17 protein-coding genes and 1 pseudogene are annotated in these 19,764 nt (G+C 60.8%); 8 read left to right on the top strand and 10 right to left on the bottom strand.

All coding sequences use genetic code 11. From position 1 onward, the window contains the following. Nucleotides 1-234 precede the first annotated feature (234 nt). Genes holA through NQ018_RS05430 form a run of 3 tightly spaced genes read left to right on the top strand, consistent with a single transcriptional unit; the run spans nucleotide 235 to nucleotide 2,226 of the window. Nucleotides 235-1,173 carry a DNA polymerase III subunit delta gene (gene holA, locus NQ018_RS05440; protein ID WP_373566900.1) on the top strand — a complete coding sequence of 313 codons (939 nt, stop codon included), beginning with the start codon at nucleotides 235-237 and terminating at the stop codon, nucleotides 1,171-1,173. 1 nt (nucleotide 1,174) lies between these two features. Then, complete coding sequence (locus NQ018_RS05435; protein ID WP_373456440.1) at nucleotides 1,175-1,570, top strand: ankyrin repeat domain-containing protein; 396 nt, start codon at nucleotides 1,175-1,177, stop codon at nucleotides 1,568-1,570. A gap of 5 nt (nucleotides 1,571-1,575) precedes the next feature. Next, nucleotides 1,576-2,226 (top strand): LysE family translocator, encoded by a 651-nt coding sequence (locus tag NQ018_RS05430; protein WP_257059237.1) that lies wholly within the window; start codon nucleotides 1,576-1,578, stop codon nucleotides 2,224-2,226. A 77-nt stretch (nucleotides 2,227-2,303) separates the two neighbouring features. Here NQ018_RS05430 and rpsT read toward each other — a convergent pair whose 3' ends face one another. Both rpsT and NQ018_RS05420 read right to left on the bottom strand, forming a co-directional pair. Next, a complete protein-coding gene (rpsT, locus tag NQ018_RS05425; RefSeq protein ID WP_257038514.1) occupies nucleotides 2,304-2,567 on the bottom strand; it encodes a 30S ribosomal protein S20 in 264 nt (87 codons plus the stop codon). Between the two features lie 258 nt (nucleotides 2,568-2,825). Next, on the bottom strand, nucleotides 2,826-3,410 hold the full coding sequence (locus NQ018_RS05420; RefSeq protein ID WP_257059234.1) for a type II toxin-antitoxin system PemK/MazF family toxin: 585 nt from the start codon (nucleotides 3,408-3,410) through the stop codon (nucleotides 2,826-2,828). 207 nt (nucleotides 3,411-3,617) lie between these two features. Here NQ018_RS05420 and lepA point away from each other — a divergent pair, with 207 nt between their 5' ends. Then, entirely contained in the window at nucleotides 3,618-5,465 is a 1,848-nt protein-coding gene (lepA, locus tag NQ018_RS05415) for a translation elongation factor 4 (RefSeq protein WP_257059232.1), read from the top strand. 37 nt (nucleotides 5,466-5,502) lie between these two features. Here lepA and NQ018_RS05410 read toward each other — a convergent pair whose 3' ends face one another. The 4 genes from NQ018_RS05410 to NQ018_RS05395 all read right to left on the bottom strand — a co-directional run bounded on the left by NQ018_RS05410 (nucleotide 5,503) and on the right by NQ018_RS05395 (nucleotide 9,401). Then, entirely contained in the window at nucleotides 5,503-6,240 is a 738-nt protein-coding gene (locus NQ018_RS05410; protein ID WP_257059230.1) for a DUF2786 domain-containing protein, read from the bottom strand. Between the two features lie 128 nt (nucleotides 6,241-6,368). Continuing rightward, nucleotides 6,369-7,307 carry an AEC family transporter gene (locus tag NQ018_RS05405; RefSeq protein ID WP_257059227.1) on the bottom strand — a complete coding sequence of 313 codons (939 nt, stop codon included), beginning with the start codon at nucleotides 7,305-7,307 and terminating at the stop codon, nucleotides 6,369-6,371. Between the two features lie 9 nt (nucleotides 7,308-7,316). Beyond that, on the bottom strand, nucleotides 7,317-8,039 hold the full coding sequence (locus tag NQ018_RS05400) for a YggS family pyridoxal phosphate-dependent enzyme (protein WP_257059223.1): 723 nt from the start codon (nucleotides 8,037-8,039) through the stop codon (nucleotides 7,317-7,319). A gap of 231 nt (nucleotides 8,040-8,270) precedes the next feature. Beyond that, entirely contained in the window at nucleotides 8,271-9,401 is a 1,131-nt protein-coding gene (locus tag NQ018_RS05395) for an ATP-binding protein (RefSeq protein ID WP_257059220.1), read from the bottom strand. Between the two features lie 192 nt (nucleotides 9,402-9,593). Here NQ018_RS05395 and NQ018_RS05390 point away from each other — a divergent pair, with 192 nt between their 5' ends. Then, nucleotides 9,594-10,919 (top strand): alpha/beta fold hydrolase, encoded by a 1,326-nt coding sequence (locus NQ018_RS05390; protein ID WP_257059218.1) that lies wholly within the window; start codon nucleotides 9,594-9,596, stop codon nucleotides 10,917-10,919. A 277-nt stretch (nucleotides 10,920-11,196) separates the two neighbouring features. Continuing rightward, nucleotides 11,197-12,162 carry a bile acid:sodium symporter family protein gene (locus NQ018_RS05385; protein ID WP_257059449.1) on the top strand — a complete coding sequence of 322 codons (966 nt, stop codon included), beginning with the start codon at nucleotides 11,197-11,199 and terminating at the stop codon, nucleotides 12,160-12,162. Here the strand turns inward: NQ018_RS05385 and NQ018_RS05380 are convergent. From NQ018_RS05380 to NQ018_RS05365, 4 genes and pseudogenes are all read right to left on the bottom strand, one after another. After that, a complete protein-coding gene (locus NQ018_RS05380; protein WP_257059216.1) occupies nucleotides 12,159-13,646 on the bottom strand; it encodes an ATP-binding cassette domain-containing protein in 1,488 nt (495 codons plus the stop codon). The genes NQ018_RS05385 and NQ018_RS05380 overlap by 4 nt on opposite strands. Beyond that, nucleotides 13,643-14,467 carry an ABC transporter permease gene (locus NQ018_RS05375; RefSeq protein ID WP_373566902.1) on the bottom strand — a complete coding sequence of 275 codons (825 nt, stop codon included), beginning with the start codon at nucleotides 14,465-14,467 and terminating at the stop codon, nucleotides 13,643-13,645. The genes NQ018_RS05380 and NQ018_RS05375 overlap by 4 nt, the downstream gene beginning before the upstream one ends. A 155-nt stretch (nucleotides 14,468-14,622) precedes the next feature. Then, a pseudogene (locus NQ018_RS05370) lies at nucleotides 14,623-15,555 on the bottom strand (ABC transporter permease); the annotation flags it as partial. Continuing rightward, entirely contained in the window at nucleotides 15,555-17,102 is a 1,548-nt protein-coding gene (locus NQ018_RS05365; RefSeq protein WP_257059213.1) for an ABC transporter substrate-binding protein, read from the bottom strand. The gene NQ018_RS05365 and the pseudogene NQ018_RS05370, both read right to left, overlap by 1 nt. A gap of 99 nt (nucleotides 17,103-17,201) precedes the next feature. Here NQ018_RS05365 and NQ018_RS05360 point away from each other — a divergent pair, with 99 nt between their 5' ends. Both NQ018_RS05360 and NQ018_RS05355 read left to right on the top strand, forming a co-directional pair. Further along, entirely contained in the window at nucleotides 17,202-17,705 is a 504-nt protein-coding gene (locus tag NQ018_RS05360) for a hypothetical protein (protein WP_257059212.1), read from the top strand. Between the two features lie 92 nt (nucleotides 17,706-17,797). Beyond that, on the top strand, nucleotides 17,798-19,711 hold the full coding sequence (locus NQ018_RS05355; RefSeq protein WP_257059211.1) for a BCCT family transporter: 1,914 nt from the start codon (nucleotides 17,798-17,800) through the stop codon (nucleotides 19,709-19,711). Nucleotides 19,712-19,764 lie beyond the last annotated feature (53 nt).

The raw sequence follows: 19,764 nt of genomic DNA, 5'->3' as shown, positions 1-19,764 counted from the left end.
CGCGGAAGCGGAGGAACAAAAGCCTCCGACACAACCGACAGCCGCGCCCCCTTAGCACTCGCTGCCTGAGGAGTGGGCATCGCGCGCGCCAAGCTCGTGGGCCTGGGGTGGTTTGTTGCTGGGTTGGTAACTGTGATGCTCTGGATCGGCATGGGCGCGAGCTCGCGGCGGTATGGGGCTAGCGGCGCGGGGCAGGCGGCCGCAGTAGCTGCTTCTTGTGGCACGATAGTGTGCGTGCAGGTTCATTTGATCGTCGGTGAAAACGAGTTCCTCGCCGAACGCGCGCGTGAGGCAGTGGTGGCGCAGGTTCGCGCTGAGCAGTCCCCAGACGTGGTTGTGTCCACCCTGCGCGCCGGGGACGTCACTGAGCACGAGCTCATTGACTTGTTTAGCCCTTCCTTGTTTGGTGAGGACCGCCTGGTGGTGCTCACCAACACCGAGGATGCTGGCAAAGAACCGGCAGCGCTCATCCTCGATGCCGCTATGAACCCCGCGCCTGGGATCACGCTGATCATTTCCCACTCCGGGGGCGGGCGCCAAAAGCAGTTGGCAACCAAGCTGCGCAAGATCGCCACGGTCCATGAGGTAGCCAACCTAAAGCCAAGCGAGCGTCCACGGTGGGTCACCGATGAGTTCCGACGCCACGGTGTGCGCGTCACACCGGACGTTGTGCAAGCGGTGTTGGAGGGTGTGGGCTCTGACCTCCGGGAGCTTGCCAGCGCAATCAGTCAGTTGGTGGCGGATAACGCCGGCAACGTTACGGAAGCAGCTGTGCGCGAGTACTATATCGGCGTGGCGGAGGTCTCCGGTTTTGACATCGCGGACCTCGCCTGCAGTGGCCAAACCCAGCGGGCCGTTGCCAGCACCCGAAGGGCACTGCAATTAGGGACGTCCCCGGTGGCGCTTGCCGCGGCGTTGAGTATGAAAGTCAGCGCGATCGCCCGCCTTTATTCCACCATGCGCGTGGATGCTCACGCCCTGGCGGGCCAGTTGGGGATGGCGCCCTTCGTGGTGGAAAAGACCGCTAAAATTGCCCGCCGCTGGTCAAGCAGTGCCGTGAGTGAAGCGGTGATCGTGATGGCAGACCTCGATGCTACGGTAAAAGGCCAAGGCGGTGACCCCGAATACGCCATTGAGCAGGCCGTGGCCCGCATTAGCCAACTTGCTGGTTAGAATAATTCAGGTGACGAACGAACTCCCCGAAGACGTACAAGCCTTAGTAACCAAAATCTTCGCGCTGTCCCGCGACCCACAGGCGGCCGAAGAACTCGCCAGTTACATCGACGCCGGCGTTGACGTCAACCTCACCAACCAAGACGGCAACACCTTGCTCATGCTTGCTGCATACAACGGCAACGAGCCCGCTGTGCGTGCACTCATCGAGCGCGGTGCCGACGTCAACCGGGTCAACGACCGAGGTCAGACCCCAATAGCCGGCGTGCTGTTTAAGAAAGAATTGGAGATCGCCCGAATCCTCGTCCAGGCCGGTGCGGACCTGGATGCAGGGCACCCAACCGCGCGGGACACTGCGGCGTTGTTCGGCGTAGACATCTCGGACCTCAGCGCGTAGCGGCGATGGGGTTGCATCAGCTCGGCACCATTTTGCTGCTCAACCTCGCCGGAATGCTCACCCCCGGCCCTGATATTTTCCTCATCACGCGCCTGGCTACCCGCTCTCGGATCCGTGGCCTTGCCGCGGCGGCGGGGATTGCAACTGGCCTAGTGGTGTGGGTGTCACTCACCGTGTTCGGCGCTGCTACGTTGCTGACTGCGTACCCGGATATTTTGGGCTGGGTGCAAATGGTAGGCGGCGCGTGGATTGTGTGGATGGGCATTGGGATGCTGCGCAGCGCGCGGGTCCAGTTTGCGATGGGTATCCCCGTTGCCAGCGAGGCGCAGATCTCTGAATTGTTCGGCACGGCGTGGGCATGCTACCGCCAGGGGCTATTTACCAACTTGTCCAACCCCAAGGTGCTGCTGTACTTCGCCGCAATCATTGCCCCCTTGATGCCGCCGGAACCGAGCATTGCGGTGGCGCTGCTGGTGGTGGCGGTCATTTGTGCGTCGGCATTCGCAGGTTTCTCGCTCATCGCTCTGCTGATAAGTACAAATGCGTTGCGCCGCAGGTTCATGGCTTTTGGCCCTTGGCTGGATCTCATAGCCGGCGTGTTCTTCTGCGTTGCGGGCGTGGCGCTGGTGCTCAACGGTATCGCGGAGCTGTACTAGCGCACACCAGGGAAAACAAAACTCCACCGTTTCCCATGAGGGGAATGCGGTGGAGTTTTTAGCAACCAGTGAGGGTGTTAGCCCAGCTTGTTGAAAGCGGTTGCCATGCGGGACTTCTTGTTCGCCGCGTTGTTGCGGTGGAACACGCCCTTGGTCACAGCCTTGTCCAGAGCGCGGGAAGCAACGCGGAGCTGGGTTTCAGCAGCGGCTTTGTCGCCGGCCTCAACAGCCTCGCGGAACTTACGGATCTCGGTGCGAACTGCAGAACGAACTGCCTGGTTACGCTGACGAGCCTTCTCGTTGGTGAGAATGCGCTTCTTCTGAGACTTGATGTTTGCCATGAAAAAATACCTCTTGTGATATTGGTGTTGCCCAGCAGGGATGGCTCCCCAACAAGCACCTTTTGCAAAACAAAAGGCGTGCACCCACGGGCCCAAGGTCCTGCCCGCGTGACTGCACACGCTTGATGCTTGGAACAACTGCAAATGTTGCTTCGAAAACACTACCAGAGCAGCACCTGAAACACCAAGCAGTGGTGGAGCCGCGAAGTAACCTGAGTAACTCGGGCCTTGGCGGCGTCGGTAATGCTTGGGGAGGCGCTAGAGCCAGCCGAAGTCTTTGCGCAGGCGGTTAGCGATTCGCTCGAAGCGGTGCTGGGGGAGTACGGCGCCTTCGCGGCGGATGGAGTACTCAGGGACCTGGACTACGCGGTCCACGCGAACCCAGGACTGGCGGCCCTCGCCGTCCCAGGGGCCAGCGCCGATGTCGATCCAATTGTATTCCTCCCCGTGGTCGGGGTCGGTGCTGGTGACAAGGCCCAATACGTGCTCGCCGGTGCGGCCAATCACTACCATGGCGCGCTCGTTGAGTTCCTTCGTGCGGGAGTCGATGGGCGCCCAGAACCACACCACTTCGCCGGGGTCCACTTTGCCGTCCATGTCTGGGGCATAGACGATATCGCGGGAAAGGGTTTGGGCATCACAGACAATGCAGGCGTTTTCCAGGGCGCGGGCGGCGTCTTCGGAGGGGTTGCTGAGCCCCAGGCGCTCGCTGATGCGATCAAGCCCAATGGTGGCGGAGGTTTCCTCGTGCTTGCGGAAGAAATTGCGCAGCTTGTCCATGCCGCTGGCGTCCGTTTTGCTGCGGCGGCGAGTGAGGTGCAACCGGTTGGTGTGTGTGCCCATGGATTCGTCCTAAAAGAGGGGAGGATCCTGATCTACCTTCAACTGTGGAAATATCCCTCGATTCTAGCCCTAAAAATTGCCTCAGGAAATGAAAAGGAAATGAAAATGCGTGCCCTGGGCGTGGGCCTGGGAGATGCGTTGGTTCAATTCTGCAATGTGGCATGGGATATGGTGGGGGAGACGTATAGCAGGTGTAAAGGAAGTTCATTGTCAGAGAAGTTTGCGGAAAAGACGTTCACGGATCCCACCAAGATCCGCAATTTCTGCATCATTGCGCACATTGACCACGGCAAGTCCACCCTGGCGGACAGGATCTTGCAGTTGTCAAACGTGGTGGACGCGCGTGATATGCGTGACCAATACCTGGACAACATGGACATCGAGCGTGAGCGCGGCATCACCATTAAGGCGCAAAATGTGCGCTTGCCGTGGGTGCCCCGTTCCGGGCCTTTTAAGGGTGAACAGATCGTGATGCAGATGATCGACACCCCAGGCCACGTGGACTTCACCTATGAAGTTTCCCGAGCACTAGAAGCCTGTGAGGGCGCAATCCTGCTGGTGGACGCCGCGCAGGGCATTGAGGCCCAAACCCTGGCCAACCTGTACCTGGCAATGGAAAACGATCTTGAGATCATTCCCGTGCTCAACAAGATTGACCTGCCTGCCGCCGACCCGGAGAAGTATTCCCTGGAGATCGCCCACATCATTGGCTGCGAGCCGGAGGATGTGCTGCGGGTGTCCGGCAAAACTGGTGAAGGCGTAGAGGCCCTGTTGGACAAGGTTGCCGAGCTGGTTCCCGCCCCCACCACGGAGCAGCCCATGGAGGCGCCGGCACGCGCGATGATTTTTGACTCGGTGTATGACACCTACCGCGGCGTTGTCACCTACATCCGCATGATTGACGGCAAGCTCACCCCACGCCAAAAGATCAAGATGATGAGCTCCGGCGCGGTGCACGAGCTACTGGAAATCGGCATTGTTTCACCAACGCCGAAAAAGTGCGATGGCCTAGGCCCCGGTGAAGTGGGCTACCTGATCACCGGCGTGAAGGACGTGCGCCAGTCCAAGGTGGGCGATACCGTCACCTGGGCCACCAAAGGCGCCGAGGAGCCGTTGCAGGGCTACGAGGAACCAAAGCCCATGGTGTACTCCGGCCTGTTCCCAATTTCCCAGGCCGACTTCCCAGACTTGCGCGATGCCCTGGAAAAACTCCAGCTTAATGACGCATCCCTCACCTACGAACCTGAGACCTCCGTGGCTTTGGGCTTCGGTTTCCGCTGTGGCTTCTTGGGCCTGCTGCACATGGAAATCACCCGCGACCGCCTGGAGCGCGAGTTCGATCTTGACCTCATCTCCACCGCACCTTCGGTGAGTTACCGCGTGGTTGCCGAGGACGGCTCCGAAACCCATGTGCACAACCCTTCGGACTGGCCTGGCGGCAAGCTGCGTGAGGTGTGGGAGCCGGTGGTGAAAACCACCATCATCGTGCCTTCGGAGTTCGTGGGCACCACCATGGAGCTGTGCCAATCCAAGCGCGGCCAGATGGGCGGCATGGACTACCTCTCCGAGGACCGCGTGGAGCTGCGCTACACCATGCCGCTCGGCGAGATCATCTTTGACTTCTTTGATGCGCTGAAGTCCCGCACCAAGGGTTACGCCTCCTTGAACTATGAGGAGGCCGGGGAGCAGGAGGCCAACCTGGTGAAGGTGGACATCCTACTCAACGGCGACCCCGTGGATGCCTTCTCTGCGATCGTCCACCGCGATTCCGCGCAGTGGTACGGCAACAAGATGACCAAGAAGCTCAAGGAACTGATCCCACGCCAGCAGTTTGAGGTCCCCATCCAGGCGGCCATTGGTTCCAAGGTCATTGCCCGTGAAAACATCCGGGCGATGCGCAAGGACGTGCTGGCAAAGTGCTATGGCGGCGACATTTCCCGTAAGCGCAAGCTGCTGGAAAAGCAGAAGGAAGGCAAGAAGCGCATGAAGTCCTTGGGTTCGGTTTCCGTACCTCAAGAGGCCTTTGTGGCAGCGCTTTCCACCGACGAAGATTAGCCTTCCGTAGCTTTCCGCCACGAGTCTCTTTCCGCCTCTAGCGGCCTTCGAGCGCGAATTGCCGCGGCGGCACCCGCTGCTGCCCAAGGTCTTGACGGTCCCCGGTTTCTTTCCCATGCCGGAAGGCGTGGGAATCCACCATGTCCACTCCCTTATTTGGGGCAACGTAACTCTCCGGGAAACACTCGTGGGCAGCTTGTTGAGCCTGCTCAAGATCGCTTTGCAGCACTAGCTCCCCGGAGCGACCACCGCGGGCAAAGTGCTCTGTGTAGGCGTGCTCGATCGCCTGTAGCCGGGTGCCGATGGTGTGGGTGAACCCGATCATCCAGGAGCGCTTCGCTCTGCGCGTGTAGCCACCGTTCGGGAAGTCCCGGTGCCTGCGGTATTCCTGGGCACCGGTGAGCATGGTTGGGTTGAGCAGCTCAAACAGTGTTTGTACGCGGAAAAGATGCTGCGGCAGTCCGAACACGCTCACCACGTTGATCCGTTGCTTTCCAGCAATGGTGTGGCACACCACCACGCAGTGCAAACTCATGGCGATCACTGCGAGCAGCCGGCACTGCAAGTCTGTGTAGGCGCCGTACAGATATTGGTGGTGTGCCTGGGCACCCTTAGGTTGTTCTTCCTCCAGTTGGCTTACTTCTACGCCGTATTTGGCCATGAGTTCAAAGGCCTTTTCCTGAAACACCGCGCCTTCTGGCGTCCCCTCCTGGTCGGCCGCCTGGCGCAGCAGCTTCGCAACTTTGTCTTTGATGTCTGCGATATGCATTTTCATCCCCCTGTATAGGCTTTGACGTGCACTTTTTGCGCACAGCCCGCAGTGTAGCAAGGGGGCCGGACACGCCCCTTTTTCTTTCCACAGTCCACCCGTGACGTTCCTCGGACCTGTGGAAAAGTGTCTTCCTACGCCCCAAACACCAAAGCGATCACCAGCATGGCGGGCAGAGCGAGGAAGGTGGACAGCAGGATGGAATCGCGAGCAACTACCTCGCCGCGTTGATATGTGGCCGCATAGTTGTAGACGTTTTGTGCCGTAGGAAGCGCGGAAAGGATCACCGCCGCATATAGTTCGGCGTCGCGGAGCCCGAACAGCCAGCCTATGAGGAAGGCAACCAGCGGCATGCCTGCAGTTTTCAGCCCGGTGGCGGTGAGTGCTGCGGTGCGCTGGGCTGCGTCGGAAAGCGGCGACGCTGCGTGCAATGAAGCACCGAAGGACATCAGAATCACAGGGATCGAGGCACCGCCCAGCAATGTGATTGGTTCCATGATGATGCTCGGCACCTGCGCTTGGGTGATGCACACGGCGAAGCCTGCGAAGGAACCCAGCACAATTGGGTTCACGATGGACTTGCCGATGGTGGCGAGCATTTGCAGCGCTCGGGAACGCCCGGCTTTGGACTGTGCGGGCTCTTGGCTGAGTGCCAGGATGAGCGGGGTGAGCACCACCATTTGCACCACGAGCAGCGGGGCAACGTAGGCCGCGGAGCCGAGTACATAGATTCCCACGGGAAGCCCAATGTTGTTGGAGTTCACGTAGCTGGAGGCGGCTGCACCGAAGACGGTTGAGGCGCGGTCGGCGGGAAACCACGCGCGGGAAGCGGCTACGAAAATGGCCGCCGTCACCAGGGAGGCAAGGGTGGTCACCGCGATGACCGGGGAAAATAGCTCCTCAGGGCGAGATTGCGCAACTACCGTAAACACGAGTGCCGGTGTGGCTGCGTAAAAAGACACACGGTTGAGGACCAGGCGCTCACTCGTCTTAATCACCTGCGTTCGTGCGAGCGCGTAGCCCACCGCAATGATGAAGAAAATGATGGCAAAGCCGTGAAGGACACCGATCACAGGGGCAGCCTACTTAGGTTCGTGTGCGGAAGGTGAGTTTGGGTAGTTGCGAGCTCCAAAGATTGCGGAGCCGACGCGCACGCTTGTGGCTCCTTCCTCAACAGCCCATTGGTAATCACCGGACATCCCCATGGAGAGTTCCGCGCCGGGCAGGGTGGAATCACGCAGTTCACGCAGGGCTTGGAAGGCAGGGCGGACTACAGCAGGGTCCGTAGATGCGGCGGCCATGGTCATCAGGCCACGCACGTTGAGGCGGTCGAAGGGCGCGAGGGCTTCCAAGAATTGCCCGAGCTCACCTGCGGCGATCCCACCTTTTTGCTCCTCAAGTGAGGTGTTCACTTGGATGAATACGTCCAAGGTGCGGTCAAAGCCGTCGAGGCGGCGTTGGAGGGCTTCGGCAACCTTGAGGGAATCGAGGGCGTGGAACTCGTGTGCATACTGCGCAATTTCGCGGGCTTTGTTGCGCTGAAGATGTCCGATGGCGCACCAATGTACCTGCGCATCCTCAATGGCTTGGGCCTTTTCTGCGAGTTCCTGGGGTTTGTTCTCACCCAAGACGGTGATCCCCGCCGCCACGGCTGCTCGGACCTGCTCAATGGGGTGCGTTTTACTCACCGCGATCAGGCGCACTTCTTGGGGGTCACGCCCCGTCCGTTTGGCGGCTTCGGCGATATGCTCCAATACGGCCTGGTAGTTCTGTGCGTATGTACGGGTGAGTTCTTCAGCCAACATGGTGGACATTCTACCGCTCCGCAAAGCGAGCACGGTCGGGGCATCGGGGTAGACGGGGCAGTCTGGGCATCGGGGCAGTCGGGACGGTCGGGGTAGCCACGGCGGTTGAGACTTTCGAGTATTTCGATATTTTTGAGATTTTTGAGAACCCAAGCCCCAAACTCCAAGCCCCAAGCGCCCCATGCAGTAAGCGTCTCAAGCGCACCGTGCATGCCGGTATTCCAGGCGAAGCTAGTCAACCCTCCCCAGGGTGTCCGTGTTGTTGAGGTATTCCCTCAGGTAGGGGAGGGTAAACCTGACCAGTCCGGTGCCGGCGCTCTCAATGAGATCAGCGGCAATGAGTTTTTCCCTGGTGTCCGAAACTCCCTGCGGGCGTTTGCCTACAGTTGCCGCGATTGTGGAAATTGGAACGGCATCGTGGTCATGTTTGGCCATCGCGTCCAGGAATTGGCGCTGTGCTGGTGAAATGTTTCTTAGGGCCGGGCCATGGACTTGCGTACCCATATTGCTCACGGTGGTGCGTTCCACTGCTGCAACGTCGGCTGCAGATACCTCAACTGCCCCTCTTCTGTGTGCCTGATTCCAGGCCAGTGCCCCAACAAGCTGCACCAGGAATGGATATCCCTTGGAAATTCGCACTCCCATGTCCACAGCCTCCGGGCTGAATGCTATCCCCGAGTCAAACGCAGTGGCCCGGAACCCTTCTGCTGCATTTTTGGGCGAAAATTCACCTAGGCTAAAACGCTGCGCACGCCTCATGAACGTGGTTCCTGGCAGTTGCAAGAGCTTTTCAATTCCTTGTGGAAGGCCCGTCATTACCAGGGAGATTTCCTGCTCGTCGCGCAGCAAGTCCTGGAATGCCACCGCGAGCTCGGTGAGTTCTGTAGGGTTGGCGTCTTGCACCTCGTCGACGGTGATGAGCACACCTGCTTCAGTAAGCAGCGCCAGCAGGTCGCGCAATCGGGTATTGAGGCTGGGTTTGTATGTTTCCGCCGGGGAGACATCGAAACCAACAGATCCCACAGAGCTCAGCCCCACGCTGGAAAGACGGCGCTGCTTCGGTGGATCAAGGTCGGCGATCGTCTTGGGAATCGTGGTCTCTACAAGTTCCTGGATGAAACTATTTCTTCCCGACGTCCGCAGTACCACCCATCCCTGCTGCTCAGCAATATCCTCTAGCTCGTTCAGGAGCGCAGTTTTTCCAATACCGCGGTTGCCACTGATGAGCATGCTTCGCCCAAAAGCACCTGGTCCAATTTCAAGCGCAGTCCGGAAATTCTCCAGTACATCAGCGCGGCCCACCCAGTACAGGGGAGCGATGCCAAAGGTTGGGCGGAAAGGATTCCTTAATTGCACAGTCATAGACTCAGTGTAGCCTGTTCGAGACTTTCGAGATTTTTGAGATTTTTGAGAATACCGAGAATCTATAGAACCCCAACGCCAACCCCCACGCCCACGCCCACGCTGGCCGCGCTGGCCGTGGTGGCTACGGTGTGCACGGTGGCTACGGTGGCCACGGTGTGCAGGTCGTACCCACTGGCTACACTGTTCGCTATGAACGCCACCCGACTTCGCACTGAAACCTCACGCCAGTTCGGCATGACCATCCGCGAGCATTTCCTGGAGGTCCCCTGGGATCACTTCAGCACACCCAACACCCCCAATTCCAACGAACCCGCAGCGCAAAGCACGTTTACGCTCTACGCCCGTGAGCTCGTTCCTAAGGGGGGCGAGGATCTTCCCGCGGTTGTGTACCTCCAGGGCGGCCCAGGGTTCCCTGCACCGCGTCCCTTCGGGGCAAGCGGCATTATCGGCGCGGCGCTACAGCACTACAGGGTGATTTTGCTGGACCAGCGTGGCACCGGCCGCTCCAACCGCATCGACGCCACCAACGCCACCGCCCACTTCCAGCACCTGCACCTCCTGCGTCAGGAGCACATTGTGGAGGACGCCGAGGCCCTCCGCAAAGCCCTGGGCTTGGAAAAGTGGAGTCTGCTGGGTCAGTCCTTCGGCGGCTTCTGCATCACCTCCTACCTTTCCCGGCACCCTGAATCCGTGGAGCGCGCCTACCTCACTGGGGGACTGCCGGCGCTGGAGGCGTCGGTAGACGAGGTGTACCGCACCACCTTTGCCAAGCTGCGCAAACGCAATCTGGATTTCTACCAGCAGTTCCCTTGGGCGCAGGAGCGCCTGCGTGAGATCTGCCATCACCTGGAGCTTTCCGACGAGCGCCTGGCCAGCGGGGAGCGGCTGAGCGCGCGCCGCTTGCGCACCCTGGGGATCGGCCTTGGCCGTGGCGAGGGATTTGCGCATCTGGCCTACCTGTTGGAGGAGCCATTCCATACCGTCGCGGGCGAAAAGCGCCTGAAAGGTGACTTCCTTAGCCAAGTCAGCGCGGAACTCAGTTTCGCGGGCGGGCCGCTGTATGCGGTGATTCACGAGTCGATTTATGGCGGAGTTGCGGGCCAGGACGTCACGGGGTGGGCGGCTCAGCGCATCCGCGAGGAAATCCCCGGATTCGAGGAGCAACTTGATCCACGCACGGCGGAGCCCTTCTTCTTTACCGGTGAGCACATCTTCCCATGGCAATTCGAAGAGGACCCCGCACTGAAGGTGTTTGCGGATGCCGCCGAACAGCTCGCGCGCCGCGAGTGGGAGCAGTCCCCGTACCACGCGGAGACCCTTGCGTCTGCCCCCGTGACTGCCGCCGCGGCGGTGTATCTGGATGACATCTTTGTGCCCTTCGAGTACTCCATGCAGACCGCCCAAACATACCTTGACCTGCGTCCACACGTGACCAACAAGTTCCAGCATGATGGCATCCGACACGACGGAGCAGGGATCTTCTCTGAGCTACATACCCTCATTGAGGATCACTGATTTGACCGAGGTGGGGCGAGCCGTGTTGGATTGTGTGCTGCAGCGCACAATCCGCGCGGTTGAGATGTAGACCTCACCAACGGCATCCGCCTTGCACACCTGGCCACCCACACCAGCATTGCAAGGGCGCCCGGTTGGAGAGGAAATCTAATCACGAAAGGGCACCCAAGACGTGTCTCAGCACACCGCGGGAAGCGGCCTTCCCCCACAATCAGCAGGCACCGGAACAGGCACAGGCACAGGGCAAGAGCACCAGCAAGCCAGCACAAAGAACAGTCTGTTTGAAGTGCTGGGTTTCCCAGCGTTCATCATTATCGGCTCCGCAATTGCGTTCATGTTCCCAGCGCCGTTCCAGCCGCTGAGCCAGTACATCACCTACTTCCTGATGATCATCATGTTCGGCATGGGCCTGACTCTGACTATCCCGGACTTTAAGGCGGTTGCAAAGCGCCCAATCCCAATCCTCATCGGTGTGGTGGCGCAGTTCGTGATCATGCCGCTGCTCGCCGTGGTGGTGGCCAAACTGCTGGGGCTCAACCCCGCGTTGGCGGTGGGCCTGCTGATGCTCGGTTCTGTGCCTGGCGGCACCTCCTCAAACGTGATTGCCTACCTGTGCCGTGGTGATGTTGCCCTTTCCGTTGCCATGACTTCTGTCTCCACCCTCATTTCCCCGATCATGACCCCGCTGCTCATGCTGGCACTGGCGGACACCCGTACTGAGGTCAATGGTTGGGGTATGGCCTGGACGCTGTGCCAAACCGTGCTGCTGCCCGTGATCGGCGGCCTGGCAATTCGCTTCGTTGCCAATAGCTTCATCGAGCGCATCCTGCCCGTGCTTCCGTGGATTTCCATCCTGGGCATTGGCGGCGTGGTGTTCGGCGCGGTTGCCAACAACGCAGAGCGCCTGGCTACCGTGGGCATGATTGTGTTTGTTGCCGTGATCCTGCACAACGTGGGCGGATACGCCCTGGGCTACCTCACAGGCAAGCTCACCGGCCAGTCCACCGCCGCAAAGCGCACTCTTGCGGTGGAGGTGGGCACGCAGTCGGCAGGCCTTTCCTCCGGCATGGCGGCCAAGTTCTTCAGCCCAGAAGCCGCCCTGCCAGGTGCGGTGGCAGCGGTGATTCACAATATTTCCGGTGCGGTTTACGTTGCCATTTGCCGCAAGATGGATGAGCGCGGCCCTCGCCCAACTGCGGCACCGCAGGCAGCGGTGGGGGAGAAGGCCGCTCACACGGCTTAACGCCTGACTTCAGGGATCCTCGGCACGGCCTCAAGCAGGCTGCGGGTGTACGGGCTTTGCGGGTTGGTGAAAATCTCCTCGCAGGGCCCGTATTCCACTATTTGGCCCTGGTGCATCACGGCCACGGTGCTGCACACCGAGCGCACCACATGCAGGTCGTGGGAGACAAAAATCATGGTCAGCCCATGTTCGGCCACGAGTTTGTCCATGAGGGAGAGCACCTTTTTGCGCACGGACACATCCAGCGCACTCACTGGCTCGTCAGCCAGCAGCACGTCGGGGTTGCCCAGCAATGCGCGTGCTATGGAGATTCGCTGGCGCTGACCACCGGAAAACTCGTGCGGGAAGCGTTCGAGCATCTCCTCCGCCAGCCCCACCTCGTGCAGAGCTTGCGCCAGGCGCGCGTCGGAAAGCTGCCCCGCCTTCGGCCCCGCGCCTTCTTGGAGGATGGAGCGCACGTTCATACGCGGATCCAGCGAGCCCCTGGGGTCTTGGAACACCATGCGTGTGGTGGCGGCTACAGAAACTCGGCCTGAAGTGGGCGTTTCCAGCCCAGCGATCATCTTGAGCAGCGTGGTTTTGCCGCTGCCGGACCCACCCACGATGCCCAGGCGTTCGCCGCGCGTTACCTTCAGACTCAGCGAATCTACCGCGCGGGTGGGGGCGCGGAAACGATGCGGATACACCTTGGATACAGCATCCACCTCCACCAGCACCTCGGGGCTTGGGGTGTGCGGGCGGGCACGCGGCAGTTCCGACGCCTCCAGCAGGCGCTGCGTGTACGGGTGAGCAGGGGCGGCAAGGATGCTGGTGGTGTCACCGGATTCCACAACCCTGCCCTCCTGCAGCACCACAATGCGCTGGCACGTGTGCGCCACCAGGCCGAGGTCATGCGTGATGAATAGCAAGGCGGTGCCGCGGGTTTTGACCTGGGCCAAAATGAGTTCCACGATGGCGCGCTGGCTGGTGACGTCCAGGGCGGTGGTGGGTTCGTCGCAGATCAACAGGTCGGGTTCGTGGGCAAGGGCCATCGCAATGAGCACCCGTTGCCGCTGTCCACCGGAGAGCTCATGGGGAAAGCGCCTAGCGTGCGCCGGGGTGAGTCCCACTTGCTCGAGCATTTCTGGAACGCGGGCCTTTGCTGCGTTGCGTGGCACACCATGCACCGTGAGGACCTTAACGATTTGCCGCTCCACCCTCATGAGAGGATCGAGAGCGCTCATAGGCTCCTGGAAGACCATCGCGATCTTCTTGCCGCGCACCTCACACATGCCGCGTTCACTGAGCGCGCGCAAATCCTGTTCATGTAGGCGGATCTCGCCGCTGGAATCCACCAGGCGCAGAATGGACAGCGCGGTCATGGTTTTGCCGGAGCCAGACTCGCCAATCAGACCCACCCGCTCGCCAGCGTTGATGTGGAGTGAGACGTCATCCAGAATGTCGGGGATGCGCAAATGCTCTACGCGGAGTGTGCTGCTGGTCATTTGGGCGTCCTCTCTGGAGTCTGCTTGGCGGTCTGCTTGGCGGTCTGTGGATCGCTGACTTTGCGCAGGGCATCGCCAAAGAGGTTGAAGCCCAGCACCGTCAGCGCAATTGCCAAGCCCGGCCACAGGGCGAGCCCCGGTGCGCTTGCCAGCGAGGCCTGCGCGGATTGCAGCATCCTGCCCCAGGAAGGGTCTGGTGGTGGGGTGCCTAGGCCGAGGAAGCTCAGGGCTGCTTCAGCGAGAATGGCCAGGGCAAAGGCCACGGAGGCTTGCACGATGATGAAGTTGCGGCAGCTGGGCAGCACGTGGCGCCAGGCGATGTGCCAGCTTGAGTGCCCGGCATCTTGGGCAGCGGCGATGAAATCTTGGCTCATGATTTGCAAGGTGGAGGCCCTGGCAACGCGCGCGAAGCTGGGAATGTTGGCCACGCCGATTGCCACCATCGCTGTAGTGGTGGTGGCGCCGAAAGCCGCTGTTGCCACAATGGCCAGCAGGAGTGCGGGGAAGGCGAGGAGGATGTCTGCGCCTCGCATGATGACGGTCTCCAGGACGCCGCGGCGCATTCCCGCTGCGATGCCAAGGGGCACGCCGACGAGGGCAGCCACCGCCACCGCGACCACGCCCACCAGCAGGGAGATGCGGGAACCCACCATGATTTGCGAGGCCACGTCGCGTCCAAAGCGGTCCGTGCCCAGCCAGTGTGCAACGCTCGGGCCCTGGAGGCGTTCGGCAGGGATGGCGTGCAGCGGATCATAAGGAGTCCAGACCAGGGAGATGAGCGCCGTGGCGATCACCAGCACGATGATGGCCAGACCGAGCATTCCTCCTGCGCCGAGTGCCTTCAGTTGTGCTCGTGTATGGTTCATGCGCGTGCCTCCACCTGTGCGCCCGGTGCTTCGCTTTCACCGGCAGCAGCCTTGGGCGCTGCCCCTTCTGCAGCCCGCGAACCTGTACGCGAGCCAGCTCGCGAGCCTGCTGCCTGCACACGCGTGCGCGGGTCTACCACCAGGTAGGCAAAGTCCACCAATGCGTTCATGAGGATGGTGAACCCCACCAACACCATGGTGATGGTCTGCACGGTGGGCAGATCGCGCGCGGAAACCGCATCGAGCAGCATCGTGCCCAGCCCAGGTAGTACAAACACTCGCTCGATCACCACGGCGCCAATGAGGAGTGAGGTCAACTGCAGCCCAGTCACTGTGAGCACTGGCAGGGCGGCGTTTCGCAGCCCATGGCTCAAAATTGCTCCCCAGCTTGATTGCCCCATCGCGCGGGCGGTGCGCATGAAGTCTTGATGCAGCACATCCTGGATGGCGGAGGCAACGTAGCGGGTCATGATTGCGGCCTGCACGATGCCGAGGCTCACCACCGGCAGGATCAGGCGCGCGAGAAACCCGCTGAAGTCCTGTGCGGGCACCGCCCACCCGTTCGGCGGCAGCCACCCGAGGCGCACCGCGAACACCGCCACCAGCAAAATGGCGGCAAGGAAGCTGGGCACCGCGATGCCCACTTGGCTCAGCGCCATAATCCACGCCGAGCCGCGCTTCGCAGCCCACAGCCCCAGCGGCACCGCCAGAAGCAGAGCAAACAGGATCGAACTGCTCACAAGGATGAGGCTCACCTGCAGCCGGTCCCACACGATCGGGGAAATATCGGTGCCAGAGGTGATGGAGACCCCAAAGTCACCCGTGAGCAGCCCTCCAATCCAGGTGAAGTACTGCTCCCACAGCGGCCGGTCCAGGCCCATCTGCGCGCTGAGTTCCGCCACGCCTTCCGGGGTAGCACTCACGCCCAGGGCAATTTCCGCCGGGTTGCCTGGGGTGATGCGCAGCAGCACGAACACCGCGATGCTCGCAACGAGCAGCGTGAGGGCGTACTTCGCCACAATTTGGATGATCCTCCTCGCCATCAGGGATTCACCTCCCGCTTGCTGATCTCCGCGAGCCGCATGCCATCTGCCACCAAATTGGTGGGTACTCCGCGAACCCCCTTGTGCACAATCACCACGTTCGGCAGGTTGTACAACGTGTTTGCACCCGCCTGCTCCACAATCCGGCCCACCGCCTGCTGCATGGTGGGCACATATTGCTCCGGTGCAACCGAATCTGCCTGTGCTAACAGTTCTTGGGCGGTGGCGTCCTGGAATCCGAGGTAATAATCCGGGGTGCCAAAAAGCGTGCCGACGTCCCGCGCCTCCACATGGGCCACGATGGACATGTCATAGTCCTTTTGCGTCAGCACCTTGGCAATCCACACCGCGGGGAACTCCACTGTTTCCAGTTGGACTTCAAAACCGATGTCGCGCAATTGGGAGTACAACAACTCAGACGCAGTGGTTGCATAGGTACGCGAAGGCACGGAGATGGTGATCGGGGTGCCCACCGCGCCGGCTTCCTCCATGAGGGCGCGGGCGCGCGCCGGGTCAAAGGGGTACTCGGCGTTCTGGGCCACTTGGGGATCAAACCAGGGGTCGGTTGGGGAGACTGGTGCGCCGCCGGTGTCAGTCCCGTAGCCTTCCCAGGTGGTGGCCATGATTGCTTGGCGGTCCACGCCGTACATCACAGCCTGGCGCACCCGGAGGTCATTGAATGGGGCGCGAGTGTTGTTCATGGACAAGATCACCTCGCCGTTGGTGGTGCCAACGGCCACCTCGAGGGTGTCCACTTGGCGCAGTCCGTCCAGGAGCTCGGGGGCTTGTACGTCGATGGCGGCGTCAATGTCACCCACGCGCACTGCATTGGCCAGGGCAACTTGGTCGCCAAAGTAGCGCAGGACTGCGCGTTGGTTGGCTGGTGCTTCACCCCAATAGTCCGCCCTCGCGTTGAGGGAGAGGGAAGTGCCCACGGCCCAGGCGTCCACCTCGTAGGGGCCAGTGCCCACGGGGGTGGTGGCCAGGTTGTCTACCCCGTTTGGGGTCATCATTGCACCTATGAGCGTGCCCATGCGCCACAGCCAAGAGTTCGATCGTTCTGCCAACTCCACCTGCAGGGTGTAGGTATCCACCGCTTCCACGGCAACCACGTTGGCCATGCCCTTCTTCAGGCCGTTGGTCCAAGCGTCGCTCAGCACACGCTCGATGGAGAACTTCGCGGTGTCCGCGTTGAAAGCATCACCGTTGGAGAAGGTCACGCCCTGGCGCAGGTGGAAGGTATATCTCCTGCCGTCTGGGGAGATGTCCCAGCTCGTGGCAAGGAGCGGCTGGATTTCGCCGTCTTGATCAATGCGCACCAACCCCTCGTACACATTGCCCATGAGGGCCTGCGGAATCGCGGCACCGGAGGTGGTGGTGAAGTCCAGGGAGGCGGGTGCGGCGGATAACCCGAGGGTGATCACGTCCGCGGCAGCTACAGTATCAACGGTCTGGGAGGCCGTGTAGCCCGCCTGGCAGGCGGTGAGGGTTCCGGCCATCGATGCCGCCAAGGCAACCTTGGTGGCAAGCCGTTTGGAATGCAACATGCACACAATGTAGTTGTTTTGCCCCGGTATGCCAACCCTTCCACAACCGCAGGCTAATGCTTATCGTGCACTTTGGGTGGGGTAGGATCCCAAGGTGTTATGAGCATTGAAGTTCGCACCTCGCCGGCAGCAATTGCGCGGTCCAAAGCCACTGTTTTGTGCATCGCATTTATTGTTGTCATGGCGCCGCTCGCATGGATGTTTCTTGCCGCGCGAAGCGGCAACGGCGGCGTGCTGGACACCTTGTTTACCTTTGCGGGTGTGCTCCCTTTGGTTGGCATTGCCATTGCGGTGATCTCATGGATAGTGCTGACTATCAAACGCCGTAAGCCGGTGCTGAAGATCGATGAACACGTGCGCATCCTGCACTCTGGTGTGCGCTTTCCCACTGAGCAACTGCGGGAGCTTCACCTGTATTCGGAGCACGGCCGCTCGTACATGCGCCTGTTGCCCGAGCATGCGTTGGGGGAGCGCACGGGCCTTGCCCCGTACACCGTGGAGTTTCCGCAGGGCGCAGTGCCGCGTCCCTATGAGGTGGCGCAGGCGCTCGTCGTCAAGCATCCCGGGATCAAGGTGGACAAGATTGGGATCACCAAAACCTAAGAACTGAGAGCTGAGTGTTCCAGAAGTGGGCACTTTTGGGGTGACTCCGCTAAAATTCTTTGGGTTTTTGTTCCCTATCTGGAATTGGATTTATGTCTTCCCCGAGTAGCTCGGATCAACAAAGCGAAAAGAATTCGGAAACCAGCAGCCCCGCGGGCGGGAGGGTGCTGATCAAAGAGGAACCTCAAGGGCGCAAGAAGGCGCTGTTCGGGATTCAGTCGGACCCCTTTATATTCCTGGCCTCGCTGGGGTTCATCGTGGCTTTCGTGGTGATTACGTCGATTTTGGGATCGACGGCGCGTGATGCCTTCACTTCCATTGCCGGCGGTTTGCTGCGCTACACCGGCTGGCTCTATATCGCCGGCGTTTCGGTGACCTTCATTTTCTTGCTGGCCATATTCGTGTCTAGGTACGGCCGGCTGCGCTTGGGTGATGACGACGATGACCCCGAGCACTCCCTCATCGCCTGGTTCTGCATGCTGTTCGCCGGCGGCATCGGTGCGGTGCTCATGTTCTGGGGTGTGGCGGAGCCGCTGAACCACGCGGTGAACCCACCGATGCAAGACACCGAGCCGATGAGCCAGGAGGCGATGCGCGAGGCCTTCGCGTTCACCTTCTACCACTTTGGCATCCACATGTGGGCAATCATGGCCCTGCCCGGTCTGGCGCTCGGCTACTTCATTTACAAGCGCAAGTTGCCGCCGCGTGTGAGTTCGGTGTTTGCCCCTGTGCTCGGCTCGAAGGTGTACTCCACCCCCGGCAAGTTGATCGACGTCCTTTCCATCATCGGCACCGTGTTCGGCATCGCCGTGTCCGTGGGCCTGGGTGTGCTGCAGATCAACGCTGGTCTGAACCGCCTCTTCGGCGTGCCCGAGGTGAGTTGGGCGCAGTTGGTGATTCTCCTGGTGATTACCGTGATCGCGGGGTTCTCCGTGGCATCCGGTTTGGACCGCGGCATCAAGATTCTTTCCAACATCAACATCGCCTTGGCCGTGCTGGTAATGGTGTTCGTGGTGATCGCCGGACCAACGCTGACCCTGCTGCGCTTCGTGGTGGAATCCTTTGGGCTTTACGCCGAGCGCCTGCCGGAGATCATGTTCTGGACTGATTCCTTTGGCAACAACCCCGGCTGGCAGGGCAAGTGGACTGTGTTTTATTGGGCGTGGTCCATCTGCTGGTCGCCATATGTTGGCATGTTCGTGGCCCGCATTTCCCGAGGGCGCACAGTTCGCGAATACATCGGCGGCGTGTTGGCGCTGCCCACGATTTTCACCGTGGTGTGGTTCGCGATCTTCGGCCGCGCAGGCTTGGAAATTGAGCTGGAAAACCCAGGCCGCCTTTCCATTCCGGTGGTTGAGCAGGGCGACGTCCCCTTCGCGCTGTTTGGCTTCTTTGAGGAGTACCCCTTCACGCTGCCAATGTCCATCCTGGCGCTGATCGTGGTGGTGGTGTTCTTTGTGACGTCCATGGACTCCGCAGGCATGGTCACGGACATGTTCGCCACCGGCGAGGAGGAACTCACCCCCACCTGGTACCGCATCCTGTGGACCGTGGCCATCGGCGCCGTTGCCGGTTCGCTGCTGGTGCTCAGCCCTGAAACGGGAATTGCCACGTTGCAGGAAGTGGTGATCATCGTTGCCTTCCCGTTTTTCCTCACCCAACTCGTCATGATGTATTCCCTTGTGAAAGGCATGACCGACGACTCCGCGGCGCAGCGCCGCGTGGAAACTCGCCGTTGGGAGAAAACGGACACCGCAGAAAAGCTGGAAGCCCATGAGGCGCTTCCTGCGCCGGGGTATGACGAAGAAGGCAATGAACTCCCCGTAGTTGCCCTCGAACAGGACGAAGATGGCAACATCGTGATCCCCGGCAACGTGGTGATCGAAGGCGACCTCGGCGTTGCCGGCGACGTGGTGGATCCAGAAGAGGTAGACCTCGGAGGCCTCAGCCAAGGGCAGGTGAAGATCGTGGAGCAGTCCTCGCCGAAATCCCGCGAGGACCTGTAGACCCCCTCGTTCCCCGCGGGCGGGGCGCGGTAGGGTGCCGCGGGGAACGAGGG

The sequence above is a fragment of the Corynebacterium kozikiae genome, assembly GCF_024580965.1.
GTDB classification, from domain to species: domain Bacteria; phylum Actinomycetota; class Actinomycetes; order Mycobacteriales; family Mycobacteriaceae; genus Corynebacterium; species Corynebacterium kozikiae.
This window is presented reverse-complemented; position numbering and strand designations above follow the sequence as displayed.

Excerpts from the sequence above, each read along its gene's own strand:
- NQ018_RS05375 (WP_373566902.1), bottom strand. The coding sequence starts at position 14,467 with ATGCTCGGTCTGGCCATCATCGTGCTGGTGATCGCCACGGCGCTCATC.
- NQ018_RS05380 (WP_257059216.1), bottom strand. The coding sequence starts at position 13,646 with ATGACCAGCAGCACACTCCGCGTAGAGCATTTGCGCATCCCCGACATT.
- NQ018_RS05420 (WP_257059234.1), bottom strand. The coding sequence starts at position 3,410 with ATGGGCACACACACCAACCGGTTGCACCTCACTCGCCGCCGCAGCAAA.
- NQ018_RS05410 (WP_257059230.1), bottom strand. The coding sequence starts at position 6,240 with ATGAAAATGCATATCGCAGACATCAAAGACAAAGTTGCGAAGCTGCTG.
- NQ018_RS05355 (WP_257059211.1), top strand. The coding sequence starts at position 17,798 with ATGTCTTCCCCGAGTAGCTCGGATCAACAAAGCGAAAAGAATTCGGAA.
- NQ018_RS05400 (WP_257059223.1), bottom strand. The coding sequence starts at position 8,039 with ATGTTGGCTGAAGAACTCACCCGTACATACGCACAGAACTACCAGGCC.
- NQ018_RS05360 (WP_257059212.1), top strand. The coding sequence starts at position 17,202 with ATGAGCATTGAAGTTCGCACCTCGCCGGCAGCAATTGCGCGGTCCAAA.
- NQ018_RS05390 (WP_257059218.1), top strand. The coding sequence starts at position 9,594 with ATGAACGCCACCCGACTTCGCACTGAAACCTCACGCCAGTTCGGCATG.
- NQ018_RS05430 (WP_257059237.1), top strand. The coding sequence starts at position 1,576 with ATGGGGTTGCATCAGCTCGGCACCATTTTGCTGCTCAACCTCGCCGGA.
- NQ018_RS05395 (WP_257059220.1), bottom strand. The coding sequence starts at position 9,401 with ATGACTGTGCAATTAAGGAATCCTTTCCGCCCAACCTTTGGCATCGCT.
- rpsT (WP_257038514.1), bottom strand. The coding sequence starts at position 2,567 with ATGGCAAACATCAAGTCTCAGAAGAAGCGCATTCTCACCAACGAGAAG.
- NQ018_RS05365 (WP_257059213.1), bottom strand. The coding sequence starts at position 17,102 with ATGTTGCATTCCAAACGGCTTGCCACCAAGGTTGCCTTGGCGGCATCG.